The following is an 18,596-nucleotide window of genomic DNA, read 5'->3' as shown; positions in this document are numbered from 1 at the left end:
TTCCGTCGGCTTGCTTCGGCCCTATGCCGCAGAATCGGCGCCCGCCCGGCCTTCAGCACCCGCATCCACGACACATGTACTCTGCGACTTTCATCTTTGCCAAGAAGCAGTTCGACGACGAATTCCATCGCCTCGACCAGACCATTGCGGCGGCCGCGAAGTCGCTGCCCGGCTACCTGGGCGAGGAGACATGGGAGAACACGAGCAACGGGCTGGTGTCGAACGTCTACTACTGGGATTCGCTCGAAGCGCTGCAGGCGCTGATCCGGCACCCCGTGCACCAGCAAGCCAAGGCGGCGCAGGCCAACTGGCTCGACGGCTACAAGGTCGTCATTGCCGAGGTGGTGCGCGTCTACGGCGACAGCAAGATCGACCACATGCTGGCGCCGGCCGGCAACGTTGGCGCCTAGGGCGCGGTTCTTTCGGTGCCGAGGGCCTTGGCCAGGTTGGCCGGCAGCGGCAGCGGCTCGCCGTGCCATTGCGCGGCCAGCAGTTCGGCGCACAGCGCCGCAAAGCTGAGCCCTCGCGAACCCAGCGCGGTGCAGGCCCAAAGGCCAGCTTCGTTCAGCGCGCCGACCAGCGGGCGGCGGTCGCCCGAGGCGCAACGGATGCCCACCCAGTGTTCGGCCTCGCCGCTTTCGAAAGCCGGTGCGAGAGTTGCCGCGGCGCCGGGGTGCAGGCGCTTCAGGCGCTCTTTGTTTGCCTCGGCATCATTGGCGTGGGGTGCCAAGTCGGTACTGTCGCGGTCGAAGGTGGCGCCACACAGCCAGAGCAGGGCGCCTTCGCCTCCATGTACGTGGGCGATCAGATGGCCGTCGCCGTTGAGTGGCGTGGCGGGCAATGCAAGGTCGTCCGCCATGCGGCCCCACGCGACTTGGCCGCGCACCGGCTGCAGCGGAAGCCCGGGCGCGAAGCGGCCCGATTCGTAGCCTGCTGCGATGACCACGCGGTCGGCTTCAGCCAGCAACCGGTCGGCAGCATCCCAGAGCTGCCAGCCGGCCGCGCTGCGTGACAGGCGTGCGACCGGCGCGTTGCCGCGAAACTCGATGCCCGGCTCGCGCAGCCAGCCTTCGATCAGCCTTGAAGGACGGACCCAGCCCGCCCGCGCATGCCAGAGCGCGGGTGCGTCGGCGGGCAAGCCGGCATTCGCCAGTTGCGCGGCGCTGGCGGGCCACGATTCGTTCGGGCCGCTCTCGCTCCACCCGTCGGGCACGCGCGTGTCGCCTTCGGGCCGGCGCTCCAGCACACCGGCGGCGCGCCAGTCGCGGCCTTCTTGCAGCAGGCGCTCCAACTCCAGCCAGGTGGCGCGGATGCCGGCACGCGTAAGCCGCGAGAGCAGGGCATCGTCAGGCGACACATGCGGCGCCAGCACGCCGACCGGCAGGCCAGAAGCACCGGCGGCAGGGCGGTCGGCTGCATCGACCACGGTGACCTGCCACCCGCGCCGCGCAAGGCTGGCGGCAACGGCCGCGCCGGCCAGCCCGGCGCCGATGACAGCGCAGCGGCCGGGCGCCTCCACGTGCTCGGGCGCAGGACCGCGGCGGCGCACTGTCCAAGCTGGCGCGAACACGCCGGCGAGGCAGTCGCGCCCGGGCGGCAGGCCGGGGCGCTCTTCCAGCTGGAAACCGTTCTGCGAAAGCGCATCGCGCACGGCCCGGGCACAGGTCCAGGTGGCGATGCCGGTGCCCTGGCGGGCAAAGCGCGACACGGCCTTGAGCGTATCGGGCGACCACATGGCGGGGTTCTGCTCGGGAATAAAGCCGTCCAGGAAGATGCTGTCGGCCTCGAAACGCTGCGCGCGCAGCATCGGCTGCACGTCGCCGATGCACAGCGTGAGCAGCACGCGGCCTTGGTCGAAGGCCAGCCGGTGAAAGCCCGGCAGCAGCCCGTGCCACTGCGCGGCCAACTCCTCAGCCAGCGGCATCAGCTCCGGATAAGCCCCGGCGGCGCGCAACAGGTCTTCAGGCCCGACTGGATGTGCTTCGGCCGAGACGAAGTGCAGCACGCGCGGCCGGTTCGCGTCCGCGCGCCACGCCTGCCAGGTTGTCAGAAAGTTGAGGCCCAGCCCGAATCCGGTTTCGAGAATCAGCCATTTCAGGTGGCCGGACCATGCCCCGGGCAGGCCGCAGCCGCCCAGAAACACATGGCGAGCCTGCGCCAGTGCCCCGGTTTCGGTGTGGTAGATGCCGCCGAAGCGCTCGCTGTACGGCACGCCATCGGTGCGCCAGGCAACGGGCTCGGCGGCCAAGGCGGCTTTAGTTGGACGGGGGAACGTAGCCCTGGGCGACGTCGGCGCCTTCGCCGAAGAAGTGCTTTTCCATCTGGCGGGCGAGGTATTGGCGGGCCCGCAGATCGGCCAGGTTCAGCCGGTTTTCATTGACCAGCATCGTCTGCTGCTTGAGCCAGGCGGCCCAGGCTTCCTTGCTGACGTTCTCCCACAGGCGCTTACCCAGTTCCCCGGGATAGGGCGGGAAGTCGAGCCCTTCGGCCTCTTTGCCGAGCTTGATGCACTGAACCATGCGTGCCATTTTTGATTGCCTCTGGTGGGGAAAGCGGTTGCTTAGTTGATTTTGCTATTTAGAACTGAGAACTCGGTCGTTCCAGTTTCCATATGTCGTATTCAGAATACGTAGCTTCATTGATATGCCTTTTTGAGTAAGACACCATGAGCCTTCGCCGCGACTTTATCAAGCTTTCCCTGGGGGCCGGCGTGGCCGGTGCCATGGCCCTGACAGTATTGCCGTCGTTTGCGCAGGGCGCGGGCCCGGTGACGCTGCTCAACGTGTCGTACGACCCGACGCGCGAGCTGTATGTCGACTACAACCGCGCCTTCGCCAAATACTGGAAGGCCAAGACCGGCCAGGACGTGACCATCAAGCAGTCGCACGGCGGCTCGGGCAAGCAGGCGCGCTCGATCATCGACGGCATCGACGCCGACGTGGCCACGCTGGCGCTGGGCGGCGACATCGACGCGCTGGTCACGCACGGCGGGGTCGTCAAGGAAGGCTGGCAGAAGCGCCTGCCGCAAAACTCGGCGCCGTACACCTCGACCATCGTGTTCCTGGTGAAAAAGGGAAACCCCAAGGGCCTGAAGGACTGGAGCGACCTGGTGAAGCCCGGCGTTCAGGTGATCACGCCCAACCCCAAGACCTCCGGCGGCGCCCGCTGGAACTACATGGCCGCGTGGGAATTTGCCAAGCGCAAGTACGGCAGCGACGCCAAGGCCAAGGAATTCATCGGCAGCCTGTTCAAGAACGTGCCCGTGCTCGACACCGGCGCGCGCGGCTCGACCATCACCTTCGTGCAACGCGGCGTGGGCGACGTGCTGCTGGCTTGGGAGAACGAAGCCTTCCTGGCGCTGAAGGAGTTCGGCACCGACAAGTTCGAGATCGTGGTGCCTTCGATTTCCATCCTGGCCGAGCCGACCGTGGCGGTGGTCGACAAGGTGGTCGACAAGAAGGGCACCCGTGCCGTGGCCGAGGAATACCTCAAGTACCTGTACTCGGATGAGGGCCAGGACATTGCGGGCCGCAACTTCTATCGCCCGACCTCTGAAAAGGCCAAGGCCAAGTACGACAAGCAGTTCCCCAAGCTCACGCTGGTTTCCATCGACGAAGCATTCGGCGGCTGGGCCAAGGCGGACAAGGCGCACTTTGCCGACGGCGGCTCGTTCGACCAAATCTACAAGTAAAACAGCAAAGAAAGCCTCTTGTGTCCGTTCTCCTGATTGCTGGCAGCCCTTCGGCACCGTCGCGTTCCACCGCCTTGCTCGAGGCGGTGGGCGAGCGGCTCGCCGGCCGCAATGCGCGCATCGAGCGGCTCGCAATCCGCGACCTGCCGGCAGAGGCGCTGCTGCTGGCCGACTGGGACCACCCGGCCATCGAGCGCGCCATTGCGCAGGTGGCGCAGGCGCGGGTGGTCGTGGTGGCCACGCCGGTCTACAAGGCGGCCTACAGCGGCGTGCTGAAGGTTTTTCTCGACCTGCTGGCGCAGAACGCGCTCAAGGGCAAGACGGTGCTGCCGCTGGCCACCGGCGGCAGCCCGCACCACATGCTCGCGCTCGACTACGCATTGCGGCCCGTGCTGCATGCGCTCTCGGCGCGGCACATTCTTCCGGGTGTCTACGCCACCGATTCGCAGATCACGCTGACACCCGAGAACGCCTACCAGGTGCATGCCGACCTGGCCGAGCGGCTCAACGAAGCCGTCGAACTATTGGCGACCGAAGGACTGAAGCTGCCCGCCACGCACGGCTTCGAGCCGGTGCCGTTCTCACGCGTGCGATGTAGCGTCTGACGGGCTCCCCGTCGACCCCGCCTTCAGCCGGCCCCATCTCAGTTCCCTTTTTTCGCCCGTATGCGGCGAGGGGACAGCTTTGCCCAAAGGAACCACACGTGAACCCCGTTGCCACCGAAGACTCCGCGCTCGACACGCCGCCTCGTTCCATCTGGCACGCGTTGCGAGACCTTGCCATCAGCACGGTCGTGGTCACGGCCGTTGCGCTCATCGTCGGTTTCATCTCGGCCTGAGCCCGGTTTGCTCCTCCGCACACGAAAGAACAACCTCATGACTTCGATCTCCATTCCACGCCGTCGCCTGCTGCAGGGCGCTGCCGCCGCGGTAGCGTTTCCTTCTTTCGGCGCGCTTGCCCAGGCGCCTGCGCGCCAGCTTCGCATCGGCAAGCAGAAAGGCCTGCTCAGCATTCTCAAAGGCCGCGGTACGCTCGAGAAGCGGCTCGCGCCGCTCGGCGTGTCGCTCAAGTGGACCGAGTTCACCGCCGGCCCGGTGCAGCTCGAAGCGCTGAATGTCGGCTCCATCGACTTCGGCGACGTGGGCGAGGCGCCGCCCATCTTTGCGCAGGCCGCGGGGGCGCCGCTGGCCTATGTGGCCGCCACGCTGCAACGCCCGCAGTCCGAAGCCGTGCTGGTGCCCAAAGGCTCCGCCCTCAAGAACGTGGCCGATCTGAAGGGGAAGAAGATCGCGCTCAACAAGGGCTCGAATGTTCACTATTTCATCGTCAAGCTGGCCGAGAAGCATGGCCTGGCGTACGGCGACCTGAATCTTGTCTACCTGCCGCCGGCCGATGCGCGCGCCGCCTTCGAGAAGGGCTCGGTCGATGCATGGGTGATCTGGGATCCGTTTCTTGCGGCCGCAGAAAAGTCGCTCGAGGCCCGCGTGCTGGCCGACGCGACCGGCGTGGTGGGCAACCGCTCGTACTACTTCTCGTCGCTCGACTATGCGGCGAAGAATGCCGACGTGCTGGCCATAGTGACCGAGGAGATCGGCAAGATCGACGCCTGGGGCACCGCCAACAAGAGCGATCTTGCCGCCGAACTGGCCACCCTCTGGGGCCTGCCGAAGCCGGTGGCCGACCTGACGGTGGCGCGCGCGGTCTACGGCACCGGCCCCATCACCAAGGCGATTCTTGCCGAGCAGCAAAAGATCGCCGACACCTTCTTCGACCTGAAGCTGATTCCGAAGCGGATCAACGTGCTCGAGGCCGCTCCGGCGGGAATTGCGTGACGCGCGAAACCTTGCGCACCCGCGCCGCGTGCGTGCTTGCCACAACCAGGCGCGCGTGGGGCATTTCCGAGCCTCCAGTTCGCCGTTCGCGGGCTCCCTTGCCGCTTCTGCGGTTCGCACCGCCCAGCGTACGCGGCTTTTCCTTCGCCATCTGACGCCAAGGCCCCAACCGACGGAAAGAAGACATGCAGATATTCTGGTTTTTACCCACCCATGGCGACAGCCGCTATCTCGGCACGACCGAAGGCGCGCGCCAGGTCGACCTGGCCTACCTGCAGCAGATTGCCGGCGCCGCCGACAACCTCGGCTATGAAGGCGTGCTCATTCCCACCGGCCGCTCCTGCGAAGACCCCTGGGTGATCGCATCGAGCCTGATCGGCGCGACGAAGAAGCTCAAGTTCCTGGTCGCGGTGCGGCCGGGCCTGCACCAGCCCAGCCTGGCCGCGCGCATGGCCGCGACCTTCGACCGGCTCTCGGGCGGCCGCTTGCTGGTGAACCTGGTCACCGGCGGCGACCAGGCCGAGCTCGAGGGCGACGGCGTCTACCTCGACCATGCGGCCCGCTACGAGCAGTCGGCCGAGTTCATTCGCATCTGGCGCGAGATTCTTGCGCGCAGCCACGACGGTCAGTCTTTCGACTACGAAGGGCAGCACCTGAGCGTGAAGGGCGCGAAGCTGCTGTTTCCGCCGGTGCAGAACCCGCATCCGCCGGTATGGTTCGGCGGCTCGTCGGCCGCCGCGCACGAGCTTGCGGCCGAGCAGGTCGATGCCTATCTCACATGGGGCGAGCCGCCCGCCGAGGTGGGCAAGAAGATTGCCGACGTGCGCAACCGCGCCGCGCGCAAGGGCCGCAAGGTCGAGTTCGGCATTCGGCTGCACGTGATCGTGCGCGAAACCGAAGAAGCCGCCTGGAAGGCCGCCGACGAGCTGATCAGCCGTGTGGACGATAACACCGTGATCCGCGCCCAGGCCGCCTTTGCGCGCATGGACTCGGAAGGGCAGCGCCGCATGGCCGCGCTGCATGCGGGCGGCGCCAAGCGCTCGCGTGCCGACCTGGAAATTTCGCCCAACCTGTGGGCTGGCGTGGGCCTGGTGCGCGGTGGCGCGGGCACCGCGCTCGTGGGCGACCCCAAGACCGTGGCGGCGCGCATAGAGGAATACGCGGCGCTCGGCCTCGACAAATTCATTCTCTCGGGCTACCCGCATCTCGAAGAAGCCTACCGATTCGCAGAGCTGGTGTTTCCGCTGCTTTCGCGCAAGGCGCAAACGCGGCTCGCGGGCGGCTCGCTGAGCGGGCCCTTCGGCGAAGTCGTCGCCAATCTCGATGCGCCTTCGCGCCTCGCCTCACAAAGCTAAGGACCGTCATGACCGAACAAGTGCAGGAACTGCCGGCGCTCGCGCCTTCGCGAGAGAGCGCCCCCGGAGCGCTGAAGGCCTTCGGCGCCAACGTTGCGGGCCGGCTGGTGCCGTGGCTCGTGCCGGTGGGGCTCATCGTCCTCTGGCAGATCGCTTCATCGCTGGGCTGGCTCTCCACGCGGGTGCTTCCGGCGCCGGTGGACGTGGTCAAGGCGGCCTGGAGCCTGGCGGTTTCGGGCGAGCTCTGGACGCACGTGAAGGTAAGCGCGGGGCGTGCGCTCGCGGGCCTTGCGATCGGCGGCGGAACCGGGCTGGTGCTGGGCCTCTTGACAGGCTCGGTGAAGTTCTTCGAGACGCTGCTCGACTCGACCATTCAGATGGTGCGCAACATTCCCGCGCTGGCGCTCATTCCGCTCGTGATCCTGTGGTTTGGCATCGACGAGTCGGCCAAGCTGTTTCTCATCTCGGTGTCGGTGTTCTTTCCGATCTACCTCAACACCTTTCACGGCATTCGCAACGTCGATCCGCAGCTGATCGAGATGGGCCGCACCTACGGCCTCTCTCGCTGGCAGCTGTACCGCGAGGTGATATTGCCGGGCGCGCTGTCGTCGATTCTGGTGGGCCTGCGCTTTTCGCTCGGGCTGATGTGGGTGATCCTGATCGTGGCCGAAACCATTTCGGCCCAGGCAGGCATCGGCTACCTCACCATGAACGCCCGCGAGTTCCTGCAGACCGACATCGTGCTGGTGGGCATCCTCCTGTATGCGCTGCTCGGCAAGCTGGCCGACCTGTTCGCGCGCGGGCTGGAGCAGTGGTGGCTGCGCTGGCACCCTGGCTACCAGAAGAAGCCGAAGTGAGGGCAGGGCGAATGACCAAACCATCCACGATCTCTCGCCGCACCGTCGTTGCGGGGCTGGCTGGCCTGGGCGCACTCGGCACCGGCGCAGTGCTGGCCCAGGGCACGGCCGCTCGGCCTGTGACGGTGCGGCTCGGCTACCAGAAGTCTTCAACGCTGATCGCGCTGCTGAAGGTGCAGGGCACGCTCGAAAAGCAGCTTGCACCGCTCAACGCCACGCTGAGCTGGCATGAGTTCACCAGCGGCCTGCCGCTGCTCGAGGCGCTGAACCTCGACAACCTGGACATCAGCGCCGACGTCGCCGACACCGTGCCGGTGTTTGCGCAGGCCGCCGGTGCCGACCTGACCTTCGTCGCGCAAGAAGCGCCTTCGCCCGCGGCGCAGGCCATTCTGGTGCGCGAGGATTCACCGCTCAAATCGGTGGCCGACCTGAAGGGAAAGAAGATCGGCTTCGCCAAGGCGGCCGGCGCGCACTACCTGCTGATTGCGGCGCTGGAGAAGGCCGGCTTGTCTTTCAGGGACATCGATCCCGCCTACCTGACACCGGCCGACGGACGGGCCGCGTTCGAGCGCGGTGCCATCGACGCCTGGGTGGTGTGGGATCCGTTCCTTGCGGCAGCGCAGCGCCAGGCCAGGGTGCGCGTGCTGGCTGACGGCACGGGCATCGCTTCTTACCAGCGCTACTACCTTGCCAGCACCAAGTTCGCGAAGGCACGCCCTGATGTGCTGCGCGTGGTGTATGCCGAGCTCGAAAAAACCGGTAGGTGGGTCAAGCAGAACCCGAAGGAAGCGGCGGCCCTGCTGTCGCCCGTGTGGGGTCTGGACGCCGCAACGATCGAACAGGCCAACGCGCGCCGCAGCTATGCGGTGCGTCCGGTGCTGGCCGAGGCACTCACCGAACAGCAGCGCATCGCCGATGCCTTCTTCGCGGAAAAGCTGTTGCCAAGAAAGATCAACGCGCTCGACGTGGCGCTGTTTCAACCGAGCCTTAAATCATGAGCGCCGTTCTCAAAGACATCCAACCCACTGCTATCGCCGGCGGCGTGCGCCTCGAGGCGCGCGGGCTGCACAAGCGCTACGGCGAACGCGAGGTGCTGCGCAATACGCAGCTCACCATCGAGCCGGGGCAGTTCATCGCCATCGTGGGGCGCAGCGGCTGCGGCAAGAGCACGCTGCTGCGGCTCATTGCCGGGCTCGAGGAGGCTACGTCCGGCGGGCTCTATACGGACGGCAAGGCGATCGACGGCTTGCACGACGACACGCGGATCATGTTCCAGGAGGCGCGCCTCTTGCCCTGGCGTCGCGTGCTCGACAACGTGACGCTGGGCTTGCCCAGCGAGGCGAAGGCGCGCGGCAAGGAAGTGCTCGCGCATGTGGGCCTGGCCGACCGCGAGAACGAATGGCCGGCGCGCCTCTCAGGCGGCCAGCGGCAGCGCGTGTCGCTGGCACGCGCGCTGGTGCACCACCCGCGGCTGCTGCTGCTCGACGAGCCGCTGGGTGCGCTCGACGCGCTGACACGCATCGAGATGCACCGGCTCATCGAGAACCTGTGGCAGCGCCATCGCTTCACCGCGCTGCTGGTGACGCACGACGTGCAGGAAGCCGTGGCACTTGCCGACCGCGTGATCCTGATCGAGGACGGCCGCATTGCGCTCGACGAGAACATCGCGCTCGCACGGCCTCGCTCGCAGGGCGACCCAGCTTTCGCGGCCATCGAAAAACGCATTCTCGACCGCGTGCTGCAGAAGGCCGGAGACACGGAGCCCGCGGAGACGGATGCCGCCTGGCTGCAGCCCTCGGCGCACACGCTGCGTTGGGCCGTCTGAACCCGCTCATTCACACAAACAGAAAGGCAGCTGCATGTCGCAGAACTGGAAATTCGAAACCCTGTCGGTGCACGCCGGCTACTCGCCCGAGCCGACCACGCGCGCCGTCGCGCCGCCCATCTATCAAACGGTGGCCTATGCCTTCGACAGCGCGCAGCACGGCGCCGACCTGTTTGACCTGAAGGTGCCGGGCAACATCTACACCCGCATCAACAACCCCACGCAAGACGTGCTCGAACAGCGCGTGGCCGCGCTCGAAGGCGGCATTGCGGCGCTCGCGCTGGCCTCTGGCCAGGCGGCCGTGACCTATGCGATCCAGACCATCGCCGAGGCGGGCGACAACATCGTCAGCAGCACCGCGCTGTATGGCGGCACCTACAACCTGTTTGCGCACACGCTGCCTCAGTTCGGCATTACCACGCGCTTTGCGGACCATCGCGACCCCAAGAGCTTCGAGAAGCTGTTCGACGAAAAGACCAAGGCCGTGTTTGTCGAGTCGCTCGGCAATCCGGCCGGCAACGTGACGGACATTGCGGCCATCGCAGACATTGCGCACCGCCACGGCGTGCCACTGATCGTGGACAACACCGTGCCTTCGCCGTACCTGAGCCGGCCCATCGAACATGGCGCGGACATCGTCGTGCATTCGCTCACCAAGTACCTGGGCGGGCACGGCACCAGCATCGGCGGCGCCATTGTCGATTCGGGCAAGTTTCCATGGACCGAGCACAAGGAGCGCTTCAGGCGCCTGAACGAGCCCGACGTGAGTTACCACGGCGTGGTCTACACCGAAGCGCTGGGCCCGGCCGCCTACATCGGCCGCGCACGCGTGGTGCCGCTTCGCAACACAGGCGCGGCCATTTCGCCGTTCAATGCCTTCCTGATCCTGCAGGGCATCGAGACGCTGGCGCTGCGAATGGACCGCATCAGCAGCAATGCGCTTGCGGTGGCGCAGCACCTCAAGACGCACAAGGCCGTCAACTGGGTCAACTACGCGGCGCTCGAAGACCACCCCGACCACGCACTGGCGAAGAAGTATTTCGGCGGCAAGTCGAGCGGCGTGCTCACCTTCGGCATTGGAAGCGGCCGCGAGGGTGGGGCGAAGTTTCTCGATGCGCTGAAGCTCTTCACGCGGCTCGTCAACATCGGCGACGTGCGCTCGCTGGCCACGCATCCGGCCTCGACCACGCACCGGCAGCTCTCGCCCGAAGAGCTTGCCCGAGCCGGCGTCACGGAAGACACCGTGCGCCTGTCGGTCGGCATCGAGCACATCGACGACCTGCTGGCCGACCTCGACCAGGCGCTGGCCGCCGCGACCGCCTGAGCGCGCGCTTCCATTCACCCACCCGAATCATCCGTTCAACCTGAAAGAGAAAGCAACACCATGTCCATTCAAGCCATCAACGTACGCAACCAGTTCAAGGGCAAGGTCCGCGAGATCATCCGCGGCGACGTCGTCTCCGAAGTCGATGTCGAAACCGCCTGGGGCATCGTCACCTCGGTCATCACCACCCGCTCGGTCGACGAGCTTCAGCTGAAGGTGGGCTCCGACGTGGTGGCGCTCGTCAAGTCCACGGAGGTTTCGATCGCAAAGCTCTGACGGACCCTCGGGCTTGCGACACCCGGCGCCGCTTTGGCGCCGGGCTTTTCTTGAGTTGCCGCGTCACCGGGTTTTCAGTTCTTGGCACAAGCGCCGGGGGCTTCTACAGTGTGGCTACACATGTCCCGGAGAAAGCAACATGGTCAATTTTGAAGTGAGCGACGTCGTTCGCGCACTGCACGACGCGCGCGACGAGTGGCGCGACTCGCAGCGCCGTTCGCGCGAGCCCGGTGCGCGCGAATTTCCGTCGCGCGAGGCGCTTGCGCAGATCGTGGAGTCGCTCAAGGGTGCGCTGTTTCCCATGCGGCTCGGGCCGCCGGAGCTGCGCCATGAGAGCGAGGACTTCTACGTCGGCCACACGCTGAACACCGCCTTGCACGCGCTGCTGGTGCAGGCGCGCCTGGAGTTGAACTTCAACGCCCGCCACAATCCGCGCCCCGCGAGCGAGATCGATCAGATTGCCACCGATGCCGTTCGCCAGTTTGCGAACGCGTTGCCGGGTTTGCGCCGCCTGCTCGACAGCGACGTGCTCGCGGCCTACCAGGGCGACCCTGCGGCGCGCAGCGTGGACGAAGTGCTGCTGTGCTACCCGGGCGTGCTGGCAATGATCCACCACCGGCTCGCGCACCGGCTGTACGAGCTCGACCTGCCGCTCCTGGCGCGCATCGTGGCCGAACTGGCGCATGCGCAAACGGGCATCGACATTCACCCCGGCGCGCAGATCGACGCGGGCTTTTTCATGGACCACGGCACGGGCGTCGTGATCGGCGAAACGGCGGTCATCGGCAAGCGCGTGCGGCTTTACCAGGCCGTGACGCTGGGCGCCAAGCGATTTCCGACCGATGCCGAGGGCAACCTGCAGAAGGGCCTGCCGCGGCATCCGGTGGTGGAGGACGACGTGGTGATCTATGCCGGCGCCACCATCCTCGGGCGCGTGACGCTGGGGAAGGGCGCCGTCATCGGCGGCAACGTGTGGATTACCGACAACGTGCCCGCTGGTGCGAGCGTGACGCAGGCCAGCCTGCAGAACGCGCCGAAGACCGGCACGCCATAGGAATGCCGCGCGGATCCGGCCGCGGCCGGCCGCGCTATGCTTCGCGGTTGTCAACAATGGTGCTTGCCCCCGCATGTCCTCGCCCCAAGCTACTTCTTCCGCTTCTTCCATGCCGCGGACAGCCGACGAATCCTGCGATGTGCTCGTGATCGGCGGCGGACCCGCGGGTTCGACGATTTCGGCGCTGCTCGCGCAACAGGGCCGCAAGGTGGTGCTGCTCGAAAAGGCGCATCACCCGCGCTTTCACATCGGCGAATCGCTGCTGCCGGCCAATGTGGAGCTTTTCGAGAAGCTCGGCGTGCGCGACCAGGTCGAGAAGATCGGCATGCCCAAGTTCGGCATCGAGTTTGTCTCGCCGGACCATGAGCATCGCAGCTACGTGGACTTTGCCGAAGGCTGGGACAAGTCGCTCGACTCCGCCTGGCAGGTGCGCCGCTCGGAGCTCGACGAACTGCTATTCCGCAATGCCGCCACGCGCGGCGCGCAGACGATCGAGGGCTGCAAGGTGCGCGACGTGGCGTTCGACGCCGACGGGGCCACGGTCCAGGCCGAGATGGACGATGGTGCCAAGCGCAGCTGGCGCGCGCGCTTCGTGGTCGATGCCACGGGGCGCGACACGCTGCTGGCCAATAAATTCCGCTGCAAGGAAAAGAACCCCGACCACAACAGCACCGCGCTGTTCGGCCACTTCACCAATGCCGAAAGGCTCGAGGGCAAGAAGGAAGGCAACATCAGCATCTGCTGGTTTCCGCACGGCTGGTTCTGGTTCATCCCGCTGGCCGATGGCACCACCAGCGTGGGCGCGGTTTGCTGGCCTTACTACCTGAAGACGCGCGACAAGCCGCTGAAGGACTTTTTCTACGACACCATCGCGCTGTGCCCGGTGCTGGTGGACCGGCTGAAGAACGCCACGCTCGTGGACGACGCGGTGCACGCCACGGGCAACTTCTCGTACTCGAGCACCCATGCCACCGGCGACCGCTACCTGATGCTGGGCGACGCCTTCACCTTCATCGACCCGATGTTCTCGTCCGGCGTGTACCTGGCCATGCACAGTGCATTCGATGGCGCCGAGCTGGTGGCTAAGGCCTTGGACAATCCGGCCGAGCTGGCGCCCGCGCGCAAGGATTTCGAGGCCATGATGCGCAAGGGGCCGTGCGAGTATTCGTGGTTCATCTACCGCGTGACCAATCCGACCATCCGCGACATGTTCATGCACCCGGGCAATCCGTTCCGCGTGAAGGAAGGGCTGATGTCGCTGCTGGCCGGCGACATCTACCGCGGCACGCCGATCTGGCGGGCGCTCGGCATGTTCAAGTTTCTCTACTACTTCATCTCTATCACCCACATGCGCCGCACGTGGGAAGGATGGAAGCGGCACCGCTTCAACATCCGCGACATGGGCGCGCTGAAGGGCGAAACGATTCTCAAATCGGAGTAGCGCGGGCCGCAGGGCTCGCAAAGGCAGAGGCCTGCGCCGCCCATGCCGTGCGCGATGCGCGCAGCGTTGCCACCGCATGCGCAACGCCCGTGGCGGGACTCGCGAGCACCTCGATGCCAAGGTCTGCGAGCTCATGCGCAACGGGCGCCATGGAGGCTTGCGCCAGAACCACGGCGTCGGCTGCGACAGCGGCAGTGCGAATGGCCTTGGCCAACGTCTCGATGTAGCGGGCGGTGTCGCCGGCCTCGAAGTACGGCCAGGCTTCTTCGACCCAGAGCACGCTCGGTTTGACACCGGCGCCGGCCTGCGCCGCAGTTGAAAGAATCAGCGCAGTGGTGGGCTCCAGGGTGCTTTCGAGCGCTGCGGCAATCAGCACGCGCGGACCGGCGCGCACCGCACGCTCGGCCATTGCGCGGTCGATGCGCTGGGCGGTGAAGGCGCCGCCCGTCGCGGTTTTTTCCGCAATGCCCCCGATGGTGGAGCAGGTGCATGCAACCACGGCGGCGCCGTCGGATGCAGCCTCGCGCATGGCGTCGTGCACGCGGGCGGCCAACTTCGGGTTGTCGATGCCGGAGGCGCGGGCTTCGTGCAGCAGTTCTTCCCTTACCAGGTGGCGCACTTCCAGCTCGGGCGCAATCTCGCGGGTGAGGCGCTCGAAGGTTGGCACATGAACCTGCGCGGTGTGGAGAAAAGCGATGGCGTCGGTCATCGGGAAACCCTCGTCAGGTGGCTTGTCGGGCGCGCTGCGCCTCGTAGGCTTTCAGGTGAACGTAGGCGATGCGCAGCACCGAAGGCGTCGCTGAACGGCCTGCCGGTGCGCGGCCGAGCAGGTCTCCCACGATGTGGTCCGCCTCGACCGGTGCACTGCGCACGATGTCCTTGTACATCGACGCCGTCATCGGCGAGCCCGGCGCCGTCATGATGGCGCGACCGCGCTCGATGGCCGCCGGGCGCGGTGCGAAGCCGTTGTGCGAGGCAATGGCGCAGCATTCGTCGAAGATCGCAAGTGCCACGTCCTGGCCGCCCGCGCTGGCGATGTCGCCGATGGAAGCTCGCATCAGGCTCGTGAGGCCGGCTGCCGAGGCGATGAAGACCCATTTCTCCCACATGTCCTGCGAGATGGTCTCGCTTGCGGTGGCATCGAACTTTGCGCCGGCGAACTGGGCTGCGATGGCATCGACGCGGGCCGAACGGCCGCCCGCGCGTTCGCCGTAGCTCAGGCCGTGCATGTCGTTGAGATGCAGCACGCGGCCTTCGTCGTCCAGCGTGGCAGAGATCATGCAAAGGCCGCCCAGCACGCGCTCGTCGCCGAAGCGTGCGACCAGGCGCTCGATGTGGCTCATGCCGTTGAGCAGGGGAAGGATGACCGTGTTCGGCCCGACGGCCGGTGCGAACGACTCCATGGTCGAGTCGAGGTCGTAGGCCTTGCTGCCGACCACGATCACGTCGAATGGCGCCTTGATGTCTTCAGCCAGCACGTGGGGCGGCGAGGGCAATTGCAGGTTGCCGAACGGGCTCTGGACCACCAGGCCTGTCTTCTCGATTTGCGTCGCGCGCCGGGGGCGCAGCAAAAAGGTCACATCGCGTCCCGCCTCCAGCAAACGGCCGCCAAAATAACCGCCGAGTGCGCCGGCACCCACCATCAAGAATCTCATCGTGCATTGCTCCTGGGGTCGAAAGGACCGGGACGATGATGCCTTCGATTCAAAGCGCCTGCTTGGGGCGCCGAAAAGGCGGGCGCAATGGAAGAGCTTTTCTGGAAAAGGTCTTGGGTGCTTCGCATAATGGTTTTCACCATTTGGATTCCTTCCCTTCACTCATCTCAAGGAGCTTCATTCATGAGCCAGACCCGAATTGCCGTGATCGTCGGCAGCCTTCGCAAGGATTCGTACAACCAAAAGTTGGCCCTTGCGCTGGCGCACCTTGCACCGTCGGACTTCACCTTCGAGCATCTGCGCATCGACGATCTGCCCCTGTACAACCAGGACGACGACGGCAACCCGGCGGCTTCGGTGAAGCGGCTGAAAACCGAGATTGCGGCAGCGCAAGGCTTGTTGTTCGTAACGCCCGAATACAACCGCTCGTTCCCCGGCGTACTGAAGAACGCGATCGACCATGCGTCGCGGCCGTATGGGCAGAGTGCCTGGGGCGGCAAGCCTGCCGCCGTGGTGGGCATCTCCGTGGGCGCGACCGGCACCGCGCTGGCGCAGCAGCATTTGCGCAATGTGCTGGCTTACCTCGACGTTCCGACGATGGGCTCGCCGGAGATATTCCTGCAGTTCAAGGACGGCCTGTTCGACGACAAGGGCCACATCGGCAACGAGGGAACGAAGAAGTTCCTGCAGGGGTGGATGGACAAGTACGTCGCCTGGATCAAGACCCACTCGGCCGTCTGATGCACCGATCAGTCATCGGGCACGCATGAAAAAAGCCGCTCCTGGGAGCGGCTTTTTGTTTTGACGCGAGCGAGGCTCAGGCAGCTTGTGCCACGTCCTTCTGGTTCGCGGCTTCGGCCGTTGCCGTGAGGATGTCGGCGCGCGCAGAAGCCAGCGCGGCGGCCTTGGGTGCGTCACCCATGGCCAGGCCTTCGGCGCGCACGAAGCGCACGTCGGTGACGCCGAAGAAGCCGAAGATCGCCGTCAGGTAGCTCTCTTGATGCTCCAGTGCCCGGCCGCCTTCGGTGGTCGAGTAGACGCCGCCGCGGCTGGACGCCACGATCACGGTCTTGCCGCCGGCCAGGCCCACGGGGCCCTTGTCGGTGTACTTGAAGGTGCGGCCGATCTGCGCGAGGCGGTCGATCCAGGCCTTGAGCTGGGTTGGGACCGAGAAGTTGTACAGCGGCGCGCCCACCACGATGACGTCGGAGGCGAGGAACTGGCTCACGAGCTTTTCGGAGAGTTCGTTTTCGCGCTGCTGGGCTTCGGTCGGCTGGGCTTGCACGCCCGTCTTGATGCCCAGCGCGTCGGCGCTGAAGTGCGGCGGGGTGTTCACAGCGAGGTCGAGATATTCGACCGTGGTGTCCGGATGCGCGGTTTTCCACGCGGCCACGATCTCGGCCGTGAGGAGGCGGGAGGTCGAGTTGGTACTCAGGATGCTGGAATCGACGTGGAGCAGTTTCATGGTGAATCGCTTTCGTGTGATGGTCGACGCTCAAAAGTGGCCGACGATGTGAGAATTCTATTTTTGATGCGAGTCTTCGATAAGTAGGTGAAATTTGCCTACATCGTTCTATTTACAGGACAATGAGCGCATGCAAGACCTGAACGACATGGTTTTTTTCGCTGAAGTGGCGGAGCGGGGCGGCTTTGCCGCGGCAAGCCGCGCGCTAGGCATTCCCAAGTCACGGCTGTCGCGCCGCGTGGCCGATCTCGAGGAGCGGCTGGGCGTGCAGCTCATGCAGCGCAGCACGCGGCGGCTTTCGCTCACGCCGGCGGGCGAGATCTACTTGAGGCATTCGGCGGCCATGCGCGACGCAGCGCAGGCGGCGGCCGAGGCCGTGGCGCAGGTGCAAACGGAGCCGAGCGGCACGGTGCGGCTGAGCTGCCCCATTTCCATTGCGCACAGCGGGCTGGGCCGGTTGCTGCCGCAGTTCATGGAGCGTTACCCCGGCGTGCGGATCGACCTGCGGGTGATGAACAGGCCGGTCGACCTGATCGAGGAGGGCATCGACATCGCCTTGCGCGTGCGGCCGGCCATCGAGGACAGCACCACCCTGGTGGCCAAGGTGCTGGGAACGAGCCGCGCGGTGCTGGTGATGAGGCCGGACTTGCTGAAGCGCCAGGGGCCGGTGAAAACGCCCGCCGACCTTGTCCGGCTCCAGACCGCGGCCATGTCGGCCAACGGCGAGGGGCGCAGCGAATGGCGGCTGGAAGGCCCGAATGGCGAGATCTACACGCACGTTCATACACCGCGCTATGTGGCGGACGACCTCGCGACGCTGCAACTGGCCGTGCTCGAGGGTGCGGGCGCAACCCTGCTGCCCGGCTACATGTGCCGTGACGACGTGGAAGCGGGCCGGCTGGCGAGAGTGCTGCCCGAGTGGGGGCCTCCGGCCGTCATTGCACACATGGTTTTTCCAGCGCGGCGGGCGCTGGTGCCGGCGGTGCGGCGGTTGATCGACTTCCTGGCCGAGCATCTGCACGGGAGCGAAACCGGCATGTACTAGCGTCCGCCAAATGACCGCGCCAGGCGGTCGTTATGCGAAAAACGCCATAACCAAACAAGTAGATATTCGTTTGGCATTGAAGCAGGCGTTCGCACAATCCCAGGTCCCATCCATCCAAGGAGCGACCATGGCGACCCTGCGACTCGGCGACACAGCCCCCAATTTCACCCAGGACTCCAGCGAAGGCCCCCTCGACTTCTATCAGTGGGCCGGCGATTCGTGGGTCGTGTTCTTCTCGCACCCGGCCGATTTCACGCCCGTTTGCACCACCGAACTCGGCAAGACCGCGGCGCTGTCGGGCGAATTTGCCAAGCGCGGCGTCAAGCCGATCGCGCTGAGCGTCGACCCGGCCACCAAGCACAAGGAATGGATCGGCGACATCAACGAGACGCAGAACACCACGGTGAACTTCCCGATCGTGGCCGACCACGACCGCAAGGTGGCCGATCTGTACGACCTGATTCACCCCAACGCATCGGCCACTGCCACGGTGCGCAGCGTGTTCATCATCGATCCGAAGAAGGTGATTCGCGCGACCATCACTTACCCTGCATCGACCGGCCGCAATTTCGACGAAATCCTGCGCGTGATCGACTCGCTGCAGCTCACCGACAGCCACAAGGTGGCGACGCCTGTGAACTGGAAGGACGGCGACGACGTGGTCATCATCCCGAGCATCCAGGACCCGGCTGAACTGGCAGAGCGCTTTCCCAAGGGCTTCAAGGCCGTGAAGCCTTACCTGCGCATCACGCCGCAGCCCAACAAGTAAGCGGGCA

The 18,596-nt window shown here is 65.9% G+C and carries 21 protein-coding genes; 16 read left to right on the top strand and 5 right to left on the bottom strand.

Features of this window, described 5'->3' with window-relative positions; translation table 11 throughout:
* Positions 1-74: 74 nt before the first annotated feature.
* Positions 75-410, top strand: a complete 336-nt coding sequence (locus tag V9L20_RS05760) for an antibiotic biosynthesis monooxygenase family protein (protein ID WP_337295852.1) — start codon at positions 75-77, stop codon at positions 408-410.
* On the opposite strand, the gene mnmC is transcribed toward V9L20_RS05760, so the two are convergent.
* The gene (mnmC, locus tag V9L20_RS05755; protein ID WP_337295851.1) at positions 407-2,248 is read right to left on the bottom strand and encodes an FAD-dependent 5-carboxymethylaminomethyl-2-thiouridine(34) oxidoreductase MnmC; all 1,842 of its coding nucleotides are present in this window, start codon (positions 2,246-2,248) and stop codon (positions 407-409) included. The two genes, V9L20_RS05760 and mnmC, sit on opposite strands and share 4 nt — an antisense overlap.
* A gap of 7 nt (positions 2,249-2,255) precedes the next feature.
* On the bottom strand, positions 2,256-2,528 hold the full coding sequence (locus V9L20_RS05750; RefSeq protein WP_012748083.1) for an oxidative damage protection protein: 273 nt from the start codon (positions 2,526-2,528) through the stop codon (positions 2,256-2,258).
* Positions 2,529-2,665: 137 nt separating this feature from the next.
* Between V9L20_RS05750 and V9L20_RS05745 the strand changes: the two genes are divergently transcribed.
* The 12 genes from V9L20_RS05745 to V9L20_RS05690 all read left to right on the top strand — a co-directional run bounded on the left by V9L20_RS05745 (position 2,666) and on the right by V9L20_RS05690 (position 13,655).
* Complete coding sequence (locus V9L20_RS05745) at positions 2,666-3,691, top strand: sulfate ABC transporter substrate-binding protein (RefSeq protein WP_337295850.1); 1,026 nt, start codon at positions 2,666-2,668, stop codon at positions 3,689-3,691.
* A gap of 20 nt (positions 3,692-3,711) precedes the next feature.
* Positions 3,712-4,296, top strand: a complete 585-nt coding sequence (gene ssuE / locus V9L20_RS05740) for an NADPH-dependent FMN reductase (protein WP_258506034.1) — start codon at positions 3,712-3,714, stop codon at positions 4,294-4,296.
* Positions 4,297-4,394: 98 nt separating this feature from the next.
* Positions 4,395-4,529 carry a hypothetical protein gene (locus V9L20_RS05735; RefSeq protein WP_309957588.1) on the top strand — a complete coding sequence of 45 codons (135 nt, stop codon included), beginning with the start codon at positions 4,395-4,397 and terminating at the stop codon, positions 4,527-4,529.
* A gap of 37 nt (positions 4,530-4,566) precedes the next feature.
* On the top strand, positions 4,567-5,523 hold the full coding sequence (locus tag V9L20_RS05730; RefSeq protein ID WP_337295849.1) for a sulfonate ABC transporter substrate-binding protein: 957 nt from the start codon (positions 4,567-4,569) through the stop codon (positions 5,521-5,523).
* Between the two features lie 185 nt (positions 5,524-5,708).
* Complete coding sequence (gene ssuD, locus V9L20_RS05725; RefSeq protein ID WP_337295848.1) at positions 5,709-6,878, top strand: FMNH2-dependent alkanesulfonate monooxygenase; 1,170 nt, start codon at positions 5,709-5,711, stop codon at positions 6,876-6,878.
* A gap of 8 nt (positions 6,879-6,886) precedes the next feature.
* Positions 6,887-7,735, top strand: coding sequence for an aliphatic sulfonate ABC transporter permease SsuC (ssuC, locus tag V9L20_RS05720; RefSeq protein WP_337295847.1), 849 nt, complete (start codon positions 6,887-6,889; stop codon positions 7,733-7,735).
* Between the two features lie 11 nt (positions 7,736-7,746).
* The gene (locus tag V9L20_RS05715) at positions 7,747-8,733 is read left to right on the top strand and encodes an aliphatic sulfonate ABC transporter substrate-binding protein (RefSeq protein ID WP_337295846.1); all 987 of its coding nucleotides are present in this window, start codon (positions 7,747-7,749) and stop codon (positions 8,731-8,733) included.
* The gene (locus V9L20_RS05710) at positions 8,730-9,560 is read left to right on the top strand and encodes an ATP-binding cassette domain-containing protein (protein ID WP_337295845.1); all 831 of its coding nucleotides are present in this window, start codon (positions 8,730-8,732) and stop codon (positions 9,558-9,560) included. The genes V9L20_RS05715 and V9L20_RS05710 overlap by 4 nt, the downstream gene beginning before the upstream one ends.
* 34 nt (positions 9,561-9,594) lie before the next feature.
* The gene (locus V9L20_RS05705; RefSeq protein WP_337295844.1) at positions 9,595-10,884 is read left to right on the top strand and encodes an O-acetylhomoserine aminocarboxypropyltransferase/cysteine synthase family protein; all 1,290 of its coding nucleotides are present in this window, start codon (positions 9,595-9,597) and stop codon (positions 10,882-10,884) included.
* 60 nt (positions 10,885-10,944) lie between these two features.
* Complete coding sequence (locus V9L20_RS05700) at positions 10,945-11,160, top strand: TOBE domain-containing protein (protein WP_007829250.1); 216 nt, start codon at positions 10,945-10,947, stop codon at positions 11,158-11,160.
* 139 nt (positions 11,161-11,299) lie between these two features.
* Complete coding sequence (epsC, locus tag V9L20_RS05695; protein WP_337295843.1) at positions 11,300-12,214, top strand: serine O-acetyltransferase EpsC; 915 nt, start codon at positions 11,300-11,302, stop codon at positions 12,212-12,214.
* 73 nt (positions 12,215-12,287) lie between these two features.
* Entirely contained in the window at positions 12,288-13,655 is a 1,368-nt protein-coding gene (locus tag V9L20_RS05690; RefSeq protein ID WP_337295842.1) for an NAD(P)/FAD-dependent oxidoreductase, read from the top strand.
* On the opposite strand, the gene V9L20_RS05685 is transcribed toward V9L20_RS05690, so the two are convergent.
* Together V9L20_RS05685 and panE are read right to left on the bottom strand one after the other, a co-directional pair.
* Positions 13,642-14,364, bottom strand: coding sequence for an Asp/Glu/hydantoin racemase (locus V9L20_RS05685; protein ID WP_258506048.1), 723 nt, complete (start codon positions 14,362-14,364; stop codon positions 13,642-13,644). The genes V9L20_RS05690 and V9L20_RS05685 overlap by 14 nt on opposite strands.
* Before the next feature lie 13 nt (positions 14,365-14,377).
* On the bottom strand, positions 14,378-15,310 hold the full coding sequence (gene panE, locus V9L20_RS05680) for a 2-dehydropantoate 2-reductase (protein WP_337295841.1): 933 nt from the start codon (positions 15,308-15,310) through the stop codon (positions 14,378-14,380).
* 183 nt (positions 15,311-15,493) lie between these two features.
* On the opposite strand from panE, the gene V9L20_RS05675 reads away from it, so the two are divergent.
* Entirely contained in the window at positions 15,494-16,051 is a 558-nt protein-coding gene (locus tag V9L20_RS05675; RefSeq protein WP_258506050.1) for an NADPH-dependent FMN reductase, read from the top strand.
* 76 nt (positions 16,052-16,127) lie between these two features.
* Here V9L20_RS05675 and V9L20_RS05670 read toward each other — a convergent pair whose 3' ends face one another.
* Entirely contained in the window at positions 16,128-16,775 is a 648-nt protein-coding gene (locus tag V9L20_RS05670) for an FMN-dependent NADH-azoreductase (protein ID WP_337295840.1), read from the bottom strand.
* Positions 16,776-16,905: 130 nt separating this feature from the next.
* Between V9L20_RS05670 and V9L20_RS05665 the strand changes: the two genes are divergently transcribed.
* Entirely contained in the window at positions 16,906-17,820 is a 915-nt protein-coding gene (locus V9L20_RS05665) for a LysR family transcriptional regulator (RefSeq protein WP_258506054.1), read from the top strand.
* Between the two features lie 127 nt (positions 17,821-17,947).
* Complete coding sequence (locus V9L20_RS05660; protein ID WP_258506056.1) at positions 17,948-18,589, top strand: peroxiredoxin; 642 nt, start codon at positions 17,948-17,950, stop codon at positions 18,587-18,589.
* Positions 18,590-18,596 lie beyond the last annotated feature (7 nt).

Origin of the sequence: Variovorax sp. CCNWLW225, assembly GCF_037204045.1 — a bacterium.
GTDB lineage: Bacteria > Pseudomonadota > Gammaproteobacteria > Burkholderiales > Burkholderiaceae_C > Variovorax.
The sequence above is the reverse complement of the archived record's forward strand: the minus strand, read 5'-3'. Positions and strand labels throughout refer to the sequence as shown.